At 38.9% G+C, this 15,218-nt stretch carries 14 protein-coding genes; 3 read left to right on the top strand and 11 right to left on the bottom strand.

The genetic code is table 11. The annotated features are described in order from the left end of the window. Positions 1-103: 103 nt before the first annotated feature. The 7 genes from dnaK to gpr form a co-directional block, all read right to left on the bottom strand. Entirely contained in the window at positions 104-1,921 is a 1,818-nt protein-coding gene (gene dnaK, locus CEQ83_RS22135) for a molecular chaperone DnaK (protein WP_014458181.1), read from the bottom strand. Positions 1,922-1,951: 30 nt separating this feature from the next. After that, on the bottom strand, positions 1,952-2,512 hold the full coding sequence (gene grpE / locus CEQ83_RS22140; RefSeq protein ID WP_028411655.1) for a nucleotide exchange factor GrpE: 561 nt from the start codon (positions 2,510-2,512) through the stop codon (positions 1,952-1,954). Between the two features lie 105 nt (positions 2,513-2,617). After that, positions 2,618-3,646 (bottom strand): heat-inducible transcriptional repressor HrcA, encoded by a 1,029-nt coding sequence (hrcA, locus tag CEQ83_RS22145; protein WP_013059244.1) that lies wholly within the window; start codon positions 3,644-3,646, stop codon positions 2,618-2,620. 91 nt (positions 3,647-3,737) lie between these two features. Beyond that, positions 3,738-4,877 (bottom strand): radical SAM family heme chaperone HemW, encoded by a 1,140-nt coding sequence (gene hemW, locus CEQ83_RS22150; protein WP_028411656.1) that lies wholly within the window; start codon positions 4,875-4,877, stop codon positions 3,738-3,740. 175 nt (positions 4,878-5,052) lie between these two features. Next, a complete protein-coding gene (gene lepA / locus CEQ83_RS22155) occupies positions 5,053-6,876 on the bottom strand; it encodes a translation elongation factor 4 (RefSeq protein WP_013059246.1) in 1,824 nt (607 codons plus the stop codon). A gap of 128 nt (positions 6,877-7,004) precedes the next feature. Further along, positions 7,005-7,340, bottom strand: a complete 336-nt coding sequence (locus tag CEQ83_RS22160; RefSeq protein WP_028411657.1) for a YqxA family protein — start codon at positions 7,338-7,340, stop codon at positions 7,005-7,007. An 84-nt stretch (positions 7,341-7,424) separates the two neighbouring features. Then, entirely contained in the window at positions 7,425-8,537 is a 1,113-nt protein-coding gene (gene gpr, locus CEQ83_RS22165) for a GPR endopeptidase (RefSeq protein ID WP_028411658.1), read from the bottom strand. Between the two features lie 256 nt (positions 8,538-8,793). Here gpr and rpsT point away from each other — a divergent pair, with 256 nt between their 5' ends. Then, positions 8,794-9,060 carry a 30S ribosomal protein S20 gene (rpsT, locus tag CEQ83_RS22170; RefSeq protein ID WP_013085065.1) on the top strand — a complete coding sequence of 89 codons (267 nt, stop codon included), beginning with the start codon at positions 8,794-8,796 and terminating at the stop codon, positions 9,058-9,060. Between the two features lie 34 nt (positions 9,061-9,094). On the opposite strand, the gene holA is transcribed toward rpsT, so the two are convergent. Beyond that, positions 9,095-10,111: a DNA polymerase III subunit delta gene (gene holA, locus CEQ83_RS22175; RefSeq protein WP_028411659.1), complete on the bottom strand. Its 1,017-nt coding sequence runs from the start codon at positions 10,109-10,111 to the stop codon at positions 9,095-9,097. Between the two features lie 327 nt (positions 10,112-10,438). On the opposite strand from holA, the gene CEQ83_RS22180 reads away from it, so the two are divergent. Then, positions 10,439-10,573: a YqzM family protein gene (locus CEQ83_RS22180; RefSeq protein WP_013059251.1), complete on the top strand. Its 135-nt coding sequence runs from the start codon at positions 10,439-10,441 to the stop codon at positions 10,571-10,573. 57 nt (positions 10,574-10,630) lie between these two features. Here the strand turns inward: CEQ83_RS22180 and CEQ83_RS22185 are convergent, their stop codons facing one another. The 3 genes from CEQ83_RS22185 to CEQ83_RS22195 all read right to left on the bottom strand — a co-directional run bounded on the left by CEQ83_RS22185 (position 10,631) and on the right by CEQ83_RS22195 (position 14,284). Then, positions 10,631-12,922 (bottom strand): DNA internalization-related competence protein ComEC/Rec2, encoded by a 2,292-nt coding sequence (locus tag CEQ83_RS22185; RefSeq protein WP_155017511.1) that lies wholly within the window; start codon positions 12,920-12,922, stop codon positions 10,631-10,633. A gap of 69 nt (positions 12,923-12,991) precedes the next feature. Continuing rightward, a complete protein-coding gene (locus CEQ83_RS22190) occupies positions 12,992-13,558 on the bottom strand; it encodes a ComE operon protein 2 (protein ID WP_028411661.1) in 567 nt (188 codons plus the stop codon). A gap of 90 nt (positions 13,559-13,648) precedes the next feature. After that, positions 13,649-14,284: a helix-hairpin-helix domain-containing protein gene (locus tag CEQ83_RS22195; protein ID WP_028411662.1), complete on the bottom strand. Its 636-nt coding sequence runs from the start codon at positions 14,282-14,284 to the stop codon at positions 13,649-13,651. A gap of 96 nt (positions 14,285-14,380) precedes the next feature. Here CEQ83_RS22195 and comER point away from each other — a divergent pair, with 96 nt between their 5' ends. Continuing rightward, positions 14,381-15,211, top strand: coding sequence for a late competence protein ComER (comER, locus tag CEQ83_RS22200; RefSeq protein ID WP_025750559.1), 831 nt, complete (start codon positions 14,381-14,383; stop codon positions 15,209-15,211). Positions 15,212-15,218: the final 7 nt, after the last annotated feature.

Consider the following 15,218-nt stretch of genomic DNA (forward strand, 5'->3'; position numbering starts at 1 on the left):
TTCCACGTTAAAAAAGTCAAAGCCAAGAAATAAGCTTGACTTTGACTTTTTAAAAAGATGTGAATCGCACCATGGCGTCATTCACGTTAGTCGTCAAGATGCATTATTTTTTGTCGTCGTTTACTTCTTCAAACTCTGCATCTACAACATCATCATTTTGAGCGCCTTGTTCACCTGCTTGCTGAGCTTGTTGAGCTTGCTCATACAATTTTACAGTTAACGCTTGAACGATTTCTTGAAGTTCATCTTTTTTCGCTTTGATTTCTTCAAGGTCATTCTTTTCAATCGCAGCTTTTAAAGCATCTTTTGCTTCGTTAGCTTTTGTTACTTCAGCTTCTTCTACTTTTCCTTCAAGATCTTTTAATGTTTTTTCAGTTGTAAACACTAGTTGATCTGCTTCGTTGCGTAGTTCCACTTCTTCTTTACGTTGCTTATCAGCATCTGCGTTTTCTTCCGCCTCTTTTACCATGCGTTCGATTTCGTCATCTGATAAACCAGTTGAAGATTTAATTGTAATCGCCTGCTCTTTGTTTGTACCTAAATCTTTTGCACGAACGTTTACGATACCGTTCTTATCAATATCGAATGATACTTCGATTTGAGGTACTCCGCGTGGTGCAGGAGGAATGTCTGTTAATTGGAAACGTCCTAGCGTTTTATTGTCTGCAGACATTGGACGCTCACCTTGAAGAACGTGAATATCTACAGCCGTTTGGCTATCTGCAGCCGTTGAGAATACTTGTGATTTGCTTGTTGGAATTGTCGTATTACGCTCAATTAGCTTTGTAAATACGCCACCCATTGTTTCGATACCTAGTGATAAAGGCGTTACGTCTAGTAATACAACGTCTTTTACATCACCAGTTAATACGCCACCTTGAATTGCTGCACCAAGTGCAACTACTTCATCAGGGTTTACACCTTTATGAGGATCTTGACCAGTTTCTTTTTTGATTGCATCTTGTACCGCTGGGATACGAGTTGAACCACCAACTAAGATTACTTTATCAAGTTCGCTTGCAGAAAGACCTGCATCTTTTAAAGCTTGACGCACAGGGGCCATTGTACGTTCAACAAGACCTGCTGATAACTCGTCAAATTTAGCACGTGATAAAGATACTTCTAAGTGAAGAGGACCAGCTTCTCCAGCAGTGATAAATGGTAAAGAAATTTGTGTAGATGTTACGCCTGATAAATCTTTTTTCGCTTTTTCAGCCGCATCTTTTAAACGTTGAAGCGCCATTTTATCTTTGCTTAAATCAACGCCGTTTTCTTTTTTGAATTCAGCTACTAAATAGTCGATGATTACTTGGTCAAAGTCGTCACCACCAAGGCGATTGTCACCTGCAGTTGCGCGAACTTCAAATACGCCGTCGCCAAGTTCTAGAATAGATACGTCAAACGTACCGCCACCAAGGTCATAAACTAAAACTGTTTGATCTTCATCTGTTTTTTCTAATCCGTATGCAAGCGCTGCTGCAGTAGGCTCGTTAATAATACGCTCTACTTCTAAACCAGCAATTTTACCAGCATCTTTTGTTGCTTGACGCTCAGCATCATTAAAGTAAGCAGGAACTGTGATAACAGCTTTTGTTACAGGCTCACCTAAATACTCTTCAGCATAACCTTTCAAATGTTGAAGAATGATAGCTGACATTTCTTGAGGCGTGTATTGCTTGCCTTCAGCTTCCACCTTATGGTCTGTACCCATATGACGTTTAACTGAAATAATTGTGTTAGGGTTTGTAATAGCTTGACGTTTCGCTACTTCCCCAACTTGACGCTCACCGTTTTTGAATGCCACAACTGATGGCGTTGTACGGTTTCCTTCTGGGTTTGGAATTACTTTTGGTTCGCCGCCTTCTAATACAGCGACACAAGAGTTAGTTGTACCTAAATCGATACCAATGATCTTACTCATTGACAATGACCTCCTTCATAATATGTAGTGTTATTGATTCACTTTAACCATCGCAGGGCGGATGATTTTATCTTTTAATTTGTAACCTTTTTGAAGCTCTTCTACTACCGTGTTCGGTTCGTATTCATCGTCTTCTACTTGCATCACTGCTTGATGCTCGTATGGATCAAATGTTTTCCCAACTGACTCAATTGCTTCAACACCTTCTTTTTGAAGTGCCTCTACCAATTGACGGTATACCATTTCTACACCTTGTAGCACAGATTTGGTTTGTTCGTCCGCTGTGTTAACTTGTAATGCACGTTCAAAGTTATCAAGTGCTGGTAAAATATCCGCAACCAATGATTGAGCACGGTATTTTTGAGCAGCTTCTGCATCGAGACGTGAACGACGACGGAAATTATCGAAATCAGCTTGTAGACGTAAGTAGCGATTCTCTTCTTCTTCAAGCTGTTGCTTTAATTGATCATTTTCTTGTTGAAGAGGGTTTACTTCCTCAGACGCTTCAGCTTCAGTTGCTTCAGCAGCTTCTGTTTGAACTTCTTCAACCACTTCTTCGTTTTGTTCTTCTACTTGCTTTTCGTTTGACAATTCATTCACCTCCCTTAAATGTTTACACACATTTTCACATTTTAAACAACGATTTTTATTTTATCACAGGGAAAGGATGGAAGTAATATATTCCACCCGATTCCTTTATTCTTTATACAAGTTTGTTAACACTTGAGACATATCTGATGATAGCAGTGTAAGCAAACTAATCACACGCGCATATTCCATGCGGGTCGGTCCCAGTATAGCAATTGTGCCGAGCTGTTCGTGACCAAAAGAATAACTAGCTGTAATTAAGCTGCAGCCTACCATTTCATTCAACTTATTTTCATGACCAATTTTCACGTGTATGCCAGCCTCATTTGGGCTTAGCAGCTTATAAAACTGCTGTTCATGTTCAATAATGTTGAACAGCCCGCGAATTTTATTAAGATCATGAAATTCCGGCTGAGCAAACATATTCGTTTTGCCGCCAACTACTAATTTGCCATTCATGTTGAGCTTTAATGCATCATTGAGTATGTCCATCGTCTGCTCATACCCTTGAATGTGGCTTTTTAAGAGCGTCGCTACTTCTTTGTACATTTTATCATGTAAATCAGTAATGCGAACGCCGATGAGCTTTTCGTTCAAAATGTTAACCATCTTTTCAATATCGGAAGGTTGAATACTGCTCGGTAACGTAATCGTCCGACTTTCAACGTGTCCTGTATCAGTCACAATAATGGCAACAGCTGACTGAGCCGTTAAAGGTAAAATCTGCAGCTGTTTTAACTTATGGCTGACCGCTTTTGGCCCTAGCACAATGGACGTTAAACTCGTTAAATCAGATAAAATTTGCGCTGATTTTTGAACGAGCTGCTCCAGTTCTACAATGCGCTCAGCAAATACCGAACGTACTGTAGAAACATCGCTTGCTTTCAAGTGCTGCGGGGACACTAGGTGATCAACATAATAACGATAGCCTTTCTCAGACGGAACGCGCCCTGAAGAAGTATGAGTTTTTTCAATAAATCCAAGTTCTTCTAGGTCTGACATCTCATTACGAATCGTAGCCGAACTAAAATTAAACTCTTCTTTCTTAGATAATGTTCGAGAGCCTACCGGCTGCGCAGATCGAATGAAATCATCAATAATGACTTGTAAAATTAATAACTGTCGATCAGTAAGCACGCTTCATCACCTCTGTTAGCACTCTAAAACTCTGAGTGCTAAATCTAATAATAAATTACCAAATCACTATAGCGATGTCAACGATTTGGTATTAGATTATCCCAATAAAGGCTTGAAAAACTTCATTCCCCAAAAATCGACCATTGTGTGTTAAAAAGACGGAGCTATTGTCTTCACCCAGAAGTCCTTTCTCTTTGTATTCTTGAATAGGTTCTCCAAATACATCTTTTAATTCTCGATTGAATTTTTGCTTAAACTCCTCTTTTGAGACTCCTTTCGTTTTACGAAGGCCCAAAAACATTTCTTCTTCCATTTTTTCAGCCTCGGTCACGCTCACTTCATTAAGATATGCATTTCCTTTTTGCTCGACTGAATCAATGTACTTTTTTAATGGTCCAATATTTGCTCGTCTTATTCCGTCAATATAGCTGTGTGCGCCTGCACCAATTCCGTAATAATCGTCGTTGTTCCAATATGTTAGATTATGAATACTCTCGTAGCCTGACTTTGCGAAATTACTGATTTCATATTGATGAAAACCTTGTTTGTCCATTTCTTTCATAAGCAGCTCATACATAGCTGCTTCTTCTTCTTGAGCAGGCAGCGGCAGCTTCCCTTTATTCATTAAATTATAAAATACCGTTTTAGGTTCAATAATTAACGAATAGGCAGACATATGCTCTACCTCTAATGAAAAAGCGGTTTGAAGCGTAGAAGAAAAATCAGCTACCGTTTGTTCCGGCAAGCTATAAATTAAGTCTAAGCTTATATTCGACATTCCAATCTTTCTCGCTTGCTCAATACAATCAAATACCTGCCTATTTGAATGCACACGTCCAATTTTCTCCAATAACCTTTCATTAAACGTTTGTACACCAATACTTAAACGATTCACGCCATAGTCATGGAGAAGCTGAAGCTTTTCTTTTGTCAATTCATTCGGATTCGCTTCAAATGTAAACTCACCTTTCTCATCATAAGGAAGATACATACGAATGGATTCTAAAAAATACTCCAGCTGCTGTTCATCTAAGGCTGTGGGCGTTCCACCCCCAACGAATATCGTGTTCAAATTGGTCGTTGGATAACGTTCGACTGTTTGTTTCATTTCTTCTCGCATGCTTTTCAAATACGGCATAACGGGCTGATTTTTGAAAAACACTTTATTAAAGTCACAATAGTGACAAATATGATGACAAAACGGGATATGCAGATATGCTGCCTTCACCATGGACTTTCACCTCAATCACATTTATAAATGATAAAAATACCGCAGAGTCTCTCTGCGGTATTTTTATCTATGTTCGTTCACACTTATTTACAGCGCTCAAAACTCTTTACTATCGTATCAGATTCGCTTCATTTTCAAAACTAATTTGACATGTTAAATAATAGAATTTCAGCTATTAATCTTCGTCCATGCGAAGCACAGCCATGAATGCTTCCTGCGGTACTTCAACAGAACCGACCTGCTTCATACGTTTTTTACCTTCTTTTTGTTTTTCAAGAAGTTTACGTTTACGAGAGATATCTCCTCCGTAACATTTTGCTAAAACGTTTTTGCGAATGGCTTTAATTGTTGAACGCGCCACAATTTTTTGACCGATTGCCGCTTGAATCGGCACTTCGAACTGTTGACGTGGAATAAGCTCTTTAAGCTTTTCTACAATGACTTTACCACGATCGTAAGCTGAATCTCTGTGAACGATAAAGGACAGCGCATCGACCGTTTCACCGTTTAAGAGAATATCCATCTTCACAAGCTTCGAAGGCTGATATCCGATAAGCTCGTAGTCAAACGACGCGTAGCCTTTTGTATTTGATTTTAGTTGATCAAAGAAATCATATACAATTTCAGCCAGCGGAATTTCGTATACAATACTCACGCGATTAGCATCCAAGTACTGCATATCAATAAAGTTGCCTCGCTTCTTCTGACAAAGCTCCATCACAGCACCAACATAATCGTTTGGTACCATCATTGTGGCCTTCACATACGGTTCTTCCACGCGTTCAATCTTTTGTGGGTCCGGCATATTAGAAGGGTTATCTACAGACAGATGAGTCTCGTCTGTTAAATATACGTCATAAATAACGCTTGGAGCTGTTGTAATTAAATCGATTTTAAATTCACGCTCAATACGCTCTTGGATAATCTCCATGTGAAGCAGTCCTAAGAATCCACATCGGAAACCAAACCCTAAGGCCTGAGACGTCTCTGGCTCAAACTGAAGTGCAGAGTCATTTAGCTCTAACTTTTCTAGTGCTTCACGAAGATCGTTATACTTCGCTGTATCAATCGGATACAGTCCGCAGTATACCATTGGATTCAGACGACGATAGCCAGGAAGAGGTTCACTTGCTCCGTTTTTGGCAAGAGTAATCGTGTCCCCTACTCGCGTATCTCCAACATTTTTAATAGCTGCTGTTAAAAACCCTACGTCGCCAACAGAAAGTTCATCTTTAGCAACGGCTTTTGGGGTTAACACACCTAGCTCCGTTACCTCAAACTCTTTTCCTGTTGCCATCATTTTAATTTTGTCGCCTACTTTTACTCGTCCCTGTACGATACGAATAGATGCAACTACACCTCGGTATGCATCATAAAATGAATCAAAGATTAGCGCTTGAAGCGGTGCATCTGGATCCCCTTCAGGAGCAGGAACTTTTTCAACAATTTGTTCTAAAATTTCTTCGATTCCAATTCCTGCTTTAGCTGAAGCTAATACTGCTTCTGACGCATCTAATCCAATTACGTCTTCAACCTCTTGGCGCACTCGCTCTGGCTCTGCGCTCGGCAGGTCAATCTTATTAATGACAGGTAAAATTTCAAGGTTGTTATCAAGCGCTAAATATACGTTTGCTAGTGTTTGAGCTTCAATACCTTGAGCTGCATCTACTACTAGAATAGCACCTTCACACGCGGCTAAACTTCGCGACACTTCATATGTAAAATCGACGTGTCCCGGTGTGTCAATTAGATGAAAAGTATACTCTTCTCCATCTTTTGCTTTGTATTGAAGCTGCACAGCATTTAATTTAATGGTAATTCCACGTTCACGTTCTAAATCCATCGAATCTAAAAGCTGAGCTTTCATTTCTCGCTGTGTTAACGCATTTGTTTTTTCTAAAATACGGTCTGCTAATGTTGACTTACCGTGGTCTATATGAGCAATAATCGAAAAGTTTCTGATTTTCGATTGTCGTTTCAATCTTGCTTCTCTATCCATATTTTTTTCACTCCTACTGAAAATCGGCAAAATACACTAAACTAAATTATAACAACACATTCGTCAACATTCAATAAGCATTCCATTGGGGATTTTTCCATACAAAAAAGCAGAAAGAGATTCTGCTTTTAATTAAGAAGATGATGGATAGCCTTAAAAGCTTTTCCTATTGTACTTTTCACGCCTTCTGCTAGACTTTGACCTAGCGAGGAGAAAAAGTTAAAAGCCTTTCGTTTTTCTAAAAGCTGCTGTTTTTCATCAATGTTCACAACTTTTTTTGAACCTAAAACAGCAGCTTCCACCTGACCATCTGACGTTTTAGACACATTAATAACATGTTCAATCGAAGGATCATTATATCCCTTCATTTTAATCAACCCTTGCTGAGCCGTCTGCATTCCTAAAAATACGACGAACAGTAAAAAAATAGTTAGCACTACTGATTTTAAAGTAAATTTAATCATATTATTAGGCCCCTTACTTCTTTATCTTCTGTAGTACTAACCATTATGACTATATTCTGAAGAACTCATTCATCTAAAAGCGTATTAATGAGTATATGCCCCAAAGTTCTCTTGGTCCACTTCATGATGCAAAGCAGCGTTAAGTCCTCCTGCAACTACATTAGCCATATCTTCAATAAACATATCCACTTCTTTTGGCGTAACCATCAAATTATGACCTAAAGGTGCAAGCACTTCATGAATAAGACGTCTTTTTTCTTCATCGGGAAGAGTGCCAATCATACCGAGGTACGTTTGACGCTGCTCTTCATTGGGTAAATCATCCTCCGTGAGCTTCTTTTTTTCTCCAAACGTCATACCGGACGGAAGCAGCGACTTAGACGGCTTTCCCTGCTCTTTCATTTCTCGGCCGAAATGTTTTAGGATAAAGTCAATTGTATCGCTTGTAATGGACACAGCATCCACCACCGTTGGAATACCTATTGCAATAACTGGAATGCCAAGTGTTTCATAACTGATTTCTTTGCGCTTGTTTCCAACCCCAGACCCAGGATGAATACCTGAATCTGAAATTTGAATGGTAGCATTTACCCGTTCAATCGAGCGAGCGGCCAGCGCATCGATTGCAATAATAAAATCTGGATTCACTTTCTTTACAACGCCAAAGATAATATCACTTGTCTCAATACCCGTCATTCCCATTACTCCCGGAACAATGGCGCTAACGGGTCTAAAGCCATCTTGCACGCTTTCAGGCTGTAACTCAAACAAATGTCTTGTAATCAACAAATTATCTACTGCCTTTGGTCCAAGCGCATCTGGTGTCACACTTAAGTTTCCAAGACCTACTACAAGACAGCTAGCATCATCTGGAATGTTGAGGCTTTTAATAAAAAAATTCAGCTCTTTAGCAAATACTTCTTCCATAGCCTCTTGCTTTTCAGTATCCTGCTCGCGAATGCCTACCGATTCAAGGGTTACATATCGGCCTTTTTTCTTACCGATTGCTTCTGCGCCCTCTTCCGTAATTTCTACCATTGAAATTTTGACACCTTGTTCTTCTTTTTCTTTTACAATTACGCCGTTGATTTCTGACTGGTTATTCGGTTTAGGCTGATTTTCTAACGCTATGTCTTTTGCTTCGACAGCTAAATCCGTGCGCACGCTATATTGACTTAAATCAAGTTCTTTTTCCATTTCTTAACCTCCTAGACAATCTTTGTTGAAATTATTGTCACCGAGGACTGGCAGATTCATGCATTTAAGAAATGAAAAGTAGAAGGAAGGGCGCAATATCAGCTACAAGCTTTTAAAGAGAGGTCTGTCATATAAAATTCCTTGTCAAGGCTATTGCATTCTGTCCTTGTGTTTGATAAAATATCTTTTGTTCTTATTGTGAAGAATGTCGAGTTCTATATAATCTCGATTGTTATCATTTCGGGAGGTGAAACGGATGCCAAACATTAAATCAGCTATCAAACGTGTAAAAACTACTGAAGCTCGCCGTGCTCATAACATTCAAGCTAAATCAGCTATGCGTACTGCAATCAAAAACTTTGAAGCTTTAGTTGAAAACAACGATGTAGATAACGCAAAAGCAGCATTTGCTGTTGCTTCTAAAAAATTAGACAAAGCCGCACAATCTGGTCTTATCCACAAAAATGCTGCAGCTCGTCAAAAATCTCGCTTAGCAGTAAAACTTAACGGTTTATCTGCATAATTGAGACAAAAACGATCCCATTAGGATCGTTTTTTTATTGCGCTCTTTTTAATAAAAACAGCTGTAAAATAAGCGCTTTATCCATTTTCCCCGTCTTCATTTCATAATCCGCCTCTGCTAAATCCTTTAAAATTTCTTTAAGCTGCTGTTCCTCAAAACTTCGGCTCTGCTGCAAAGCAATTTTCACACGAAACGGATGAACTTTAATCGTTTGAGCAATTTGCTGCTGACCGTACCCTTGGCTAGACAGCTGCTTCGTATGATAAATTAAACGAAACTGCGTCGCTAACAAAGATAAAATTTTAATAGGCTCTTCGTTGTTACGCAGCAAATCCTGATACATATTTAAAGCGATAGAAACCTTTCGCTGAATAACAGCGTCAATAAGCGTAAATACGTTTTGTTCAAGCGTTTTTGCCACAAGCTTAAGCACTACTTCTTTTGTAATGACTCCTCCTTGTCCAACGTATAACACCATTTTTTCAATTTCATTTGTCACAAGCGTTACATTAAGCCCCACAAGCTGAATAAGCAGCGTTTCAGCATCTTCATCCATATTCACTCCATCTTTTGAAAGCAAATTATGAATCCACTGCTTCATTTCTTTTTCACCAAATTCGTTCGCTTCGATGTAAGCTGCTTGTTTTTTTAATAATTTTGTTATTTTTTTTCTTTCATCCAGCTTTTCATAAGGGGCTAGAAGAATTAACGTTGAAAAAGACGGGGGCTGTTCGACATATTGCTGAAGTTTTGCCAGATCATGCTCAACTTTATCTTTTGATTTTTCAGCCGTTAAAAATGCTGCATTTTTCGCAACCACTACACGCTTGTCTCCTAAAAAAGGAAGCGTTTCAGCATCTTCTAGAACTTGATCAATCGATGTCTCTTCTAAATCGTATAGGGACAAGTTAAATTCTTTATCTTCTTCATTCAACGTATAGTCGACGATTTTATCTCTAATCTTTTTACTCATAAATGCATTAACCCCGTGTATTAAATAAACGGGGGCGATATTATTTTTGGTAATACTTTTTAAGCTATCAACTGCCAACGTATATACGCTCCTCTTTTTTTATTCATCTATATTGATTATGTATAGTTACTGATAAACAAAATACAATTTCTATCGTAAAGGTGTTATGAGTTTTTGGCAACAATACAAAAGGAATTGTCTTAAAACGACAATTCCTCAGTTTATGATAAACATCAACAATATAAGCCCTAGGTTACTTATTTGTTAATGATTAAACCCTTATCTCTATTTTCTCCTCATGCTCATAAAGTATAGTTGTTAACTGTTGTCAGTTTGTGAAAACGCTTTTAAATTGTCTAGATTTTTAAAAAAAGTTAGATTATACTGTAAACAGGAGGGGTGTTAATGAACCAATTTGAAGAAAGTGTCCAAAGTAAACGAAACGACGCTGTCGATTCTGCCGTAGGATTTGGTGTTTCATTTGGCTTTTTCACTGCCTTATTTGTTATTGCAACTGTGATTCACTACTTGGGTTCGTAAAATTGCTTCAAGGCTGCTTCTTAGCAGTCTTTTTCAGTTCGTTTTTCTTACTATAGACTATGGAAGTTGCTGCGAAAACGTTCCTGACTTTTTTGTAAATTCATACATTACCCCACCATCTTCATCCGTTCGGTAAATGTACACCCCGTAGCTTTTCAGAAGCTCTAATATTTCTTGATGGGGATGACCATAACGATTTTTTTGCCCCGCTGAAACAAGCGCTACTTTAGGGTTTAAATGTTGAACAAACTCTTCTGAAGTTGAGGTTTTACTGCCATGATGACCCACTTTTAATACATCTGCTTTAAGGTTGGGAAAGTCTTTCAATATTCTTTGTTCTCCTTCCTTTTCTAAATCTCCGGTGAATAGCCATCTTAAATTTCCTAACTTAGCGTCTATTACAATTGAGCCGTTGTTGCTCGTTTCTTCGAAACCTGTCGGAGAAATAACCTGAAATAAGACACCTCCTTCTTGCCAGCTATCTCCTTGTTGAACAATTTGAACAGGCACGCTTTGTTTTTGAGCAGCGATCACCAAGCCAGTCTCTACGTCATTTAATTCGGCTTTTTTTCCAAGCACCAGCTCTCCGACAGCCACTTGTGAAAATAAATGTTGTGCCGCCCCTGCGTGATCATAATCGCCGTGTGTGATAATCATTTTATCTACCTTTGTCATTCCTTTTGAATGCAAAAAGGGAACAAGTACGTCTTCTCCCACGTCAAAAGAAGAACGGCGTTTTTGCCATGGTTCTTTTGGAAATGAAACGGTTCCTCCGGTATCGATCATATACACGCCTTTTCGATAAGGAAGCTCAATGATAAAGCAGTCTCCTTGTCCTACATCGACCATTGTGACCGTTCCTTTTGGATTCAAATAAGGATACATACATTGTGCGGCTAACAATGCCGCGAGAAGAAACATATAGCGAACGAAAAATTTCCCTGCTTCGACCGCCACAAATAAAGCATAAATGCATAGGTACATGCCCAAAAACAGCAAAATATGGGGTTTTCCCGTTACGAAATCAGCGGGAATCCACTCAAAAAAATCAAGCAATTTTTCACAAGCAAGTAAAAGAACATGAAGAATTTGCTCCAGCAATTCACTCACTCCCGGCAAGATGATACGAACAAAAAGAATGAGCAAACAAAGAGGTAATACAACAAGAGAAAACAACGGTACAAAAACCATATTTAATGGCAAACTGAGGAGAGATACTCCATAAAAATAGTACAACAATAAAGGAAGTGAACTGACTTGTGCAATCGCTGAAACAGCCATGAGCTGGCTGAAAGAAGAATGAAAACGAGGTAAAATTGTCTGACTCGATAAAATCAAGGCAAAACTAACGGCAAAAGAAAGCTGAAATCCTACATCAAATAAATAGTACGGTTTGAAAAGAAGCATGCTCATAAAAGCAAGGCTGATGCTATCAACCAAAAGAATTTTTCTTTGTATTTTTATCGATATAAGCATCAGCATACTCATAAAAACAGCTCGGACAACTGAAGCGCTGCCACCGGCCAAAACCATGTATACAGGAAGAAGCAAAAGTAAAAGCATAATGGCTCGCTCGCGCGTTATTCCAATCCGAATAAGCAAATAAAAACACATCGCTGTCAGCAGTCCAACATGAAGACCTGATATGGCAAGCAAGTGTATTAAACCAAATTGCTGATAGCGCTTGATACTCTCTTCTTCGATCCCAGTACGCTCGCCGTAAATTAGTGCCTGCATAAATCCAGCGCCTGGATCCGACATGTTTTGTTGAATATAATTAATTCCTTTTTGAAGAATAAAGGTAAGGTACGTAAGTGGAGTTAAGGTGGGGAGCTGGCATTTTGCCAAATCAAGTCTCTTGACGTTAAGCTGCCAATGAATAGACTGATGGTATAAATATTGCTGATAATCAAATGCATGAAGGTTGCGAGCAGCTGAAGGAGAAGTTAATTGCCCTGCTAGTTGACAAACTTGATGAATCGTTAGCTTTTCGAGCTGCTGTTTCTCTTCCAGCGTTTTTAGTTTATAAAAAGCCATGACTTCTTCATTTTGAACCGTAAACTTAAAAGTAAGCTTGTCGCCGTCACTATGCGGAACAGATGAAATTTCGCCTATAAAAGTAGAAGATTCAGCTAAAAGAACCGTTTTGTTATGGTTATTTGCCTCAGCTAATAGGTAGACGCACAAAACGCTCAACAGTGCAGAAGCAATAACCACTTTCCTCGGACATTGTAGCCATTGAAAAATGAAAAGCACGATTAGCAAAAACAGGCTTACAGCGGAATGATTATCATATACATATAAGGCTAGCATCATGCTAAAAGCACAGTAAATATAATATCCTTTCACTTTTAGCTCCTTTCTTCCTTAAAAGAAAGAGGCTTCTTACTGTTACCAAGTAAAAAACCTCTTTTACCTTTAATTTGCCGTAAACAAAGCGAGAGCTTCACGCTGTAAATTCATCACTTCTGCTTCGTCAGCTCCGCTTTTTTCTAAACGAGCGAGAACATCCGTTACAAATTGAAGCTTCTCTTTACTTTTTAAGTCAATGATTGCTTCATCAAGTTCAACTTTTGCTGTTTTCACTCCCGCCTGTTCAAATAACTCAACAGCATACGGATGATTTTTGTAATCATTAGCATAATATACTGTTTTAATTCCCGCTTGAATAAGAGCTTTACAGCAGTTTAAACAAGGAAAATGCGTGACGTATACTTCCGCATCTTCTGTCTTTACACCAAACTTAGCACACTGCAAGAGTGCATTCACTTCTGCATGGACAGTTCTTACGCAGTGGCCATCAATTACATAGCAGCCTTCGTCAGCACAATGCACGCCTCCGCTGATCGAACCGTTGTATCCTCCAGCTATAATACGTTTATCACGCACCACTGTAGCTCCAACAGCCAGACGTTCACAAGTGCTTCTTAAAGCTAGCAAATGGCTTTGTGCCATAAAATATTGATCCCATGAAATCCGGTTCATCTCATTCCCTGCCTTTTTATTTAAAACTGAATAATGATACTTTTCTCTTTCATAGTGTAGCGTTTTTTTTCCTTTTTCGTCAATAAGTCTCTACTGTACTGTAATTTGAGCTTTGATTTTTTCTAGCGACTTCTCGCCAATACCTGATACTTTTCCCAAATCCTCTACTGTTTGAAACAAGCCATTTTCCTCTCGATATGAAACGATGGCACTGGCTTTTGAAGGTCCAATGCCATTTAACGTTTGCAGTTCATCAGTGTTCGCTGTATTGATATTAACAAGGGGCTGATCATTTGAAGTTCCTGAGGAAGAAATTGAAGAAACTGGAGATGAAGGGGGGATTTCTTCTCCAGCAGCTGGAATATACACAGCCATTTCATCTTGTAGCTTGCTAGCTAAATTGAGCTGTCTTAAGTCCGCTTCTTTCGTAGCGCCTCCGGCTTGTGCTAGAGCATCTTTTACCCTTGCATCTTTCGGAAGCTGGTATACACCAGGCTTCTGAACAGCTCCTTTAATATCCACCATCACAAACGGGGAATCTTGGCTTGAAATTACTTGATTAGACGACTCTCCTTCTTTTTTTGTACCAGAAGATTCTGCCTTGATTATATCTGAGGTTTGAAGAGAACTTTCCGGTTTCTCTCCGCCTGTGCGATAGATATAAAAAGCCAACCCAACTGCTAAGCAAATACACCCAATTAGCCATTGTTTTTTTGAAAAAGTCAACTTGTACACTCCTTTGAATTTTGAAGTAACGTCATAAATTCCATTACGTCTTCATAGTGTTTAGAAGAAAAGGCTTTTGAAGGAGGGAATGAATCAGTGAACATAGGGTTTATCGGAACAGGAAACATGGGGAAAATATTAATTGATGCGTTTATTGAATCAAAAGCCGTACGTCCTTCTAAAATTACTATTATGAATCGTACAAAAAAAAGGGCCAAAGAGATTCAACAGCAGCATAAAAAAATTCATGTTGCTGATACAGCTGAAGAAGTTGTTCACGCATCCAAAGTCATTTTTATTTGTGTTAAGCCATTGGATATTCACCCCCTTTTAATAAAATTAGAACCACTGCTGACGAAAGATCACTGCATTGTATCCATTACCAGTCCAATTAGCGTAGAACAAATCGAACGCCTCATTCCGAGTCAAGCAGCTAGAATTATCCCTAGCATTACGAATCGGGCATTAGCAGGTGTTTCTCTTTTCACGTTTGGAGAAAGATGTACGCCTTTTTACCAAAATTATTTACATGAATTATTTTCATCTATGTCAAAGCCTGTGGCTATTGATCAAACGATTACCCGCGTATCATCCGATATCGTAAGCTGCGGTCCTGCATTCTTCAGCTTTTTGCTTCAACGCTTTATTGATGCAGCAGTTCAAGAAACAAATATTTCTGAAGAAGAAGCTACCGTCATGGCCAGCGATATGATTATTGGAATGGGAAAACTGTTGGAAAAAGAAATATTTACGCTTCCTACCTTGCAGGATAAAGTATGCGTAAAAGGCGGTGTAACCGGAGAAGGTATTAAAGTTTTAGAAGCTGAACTCGGAGAGATGTTTGTGCACGTATTTCAAAAAACACACGAAAAATTTGACGAAGACATTGAGCTTGTTCACAATCAGTTTGATAGTCTTATTCCATAATTTCTGT

It is taken from the genome of Priestia megaterium (genome assembly GCF_009497655.1).
Taxonomy (GTDB): domain Bacteria; phylum Bacillota; class Bacilli; order Bacillales; family Bacillaceae_H; genus Priestia; species Priestia zanthoxyli.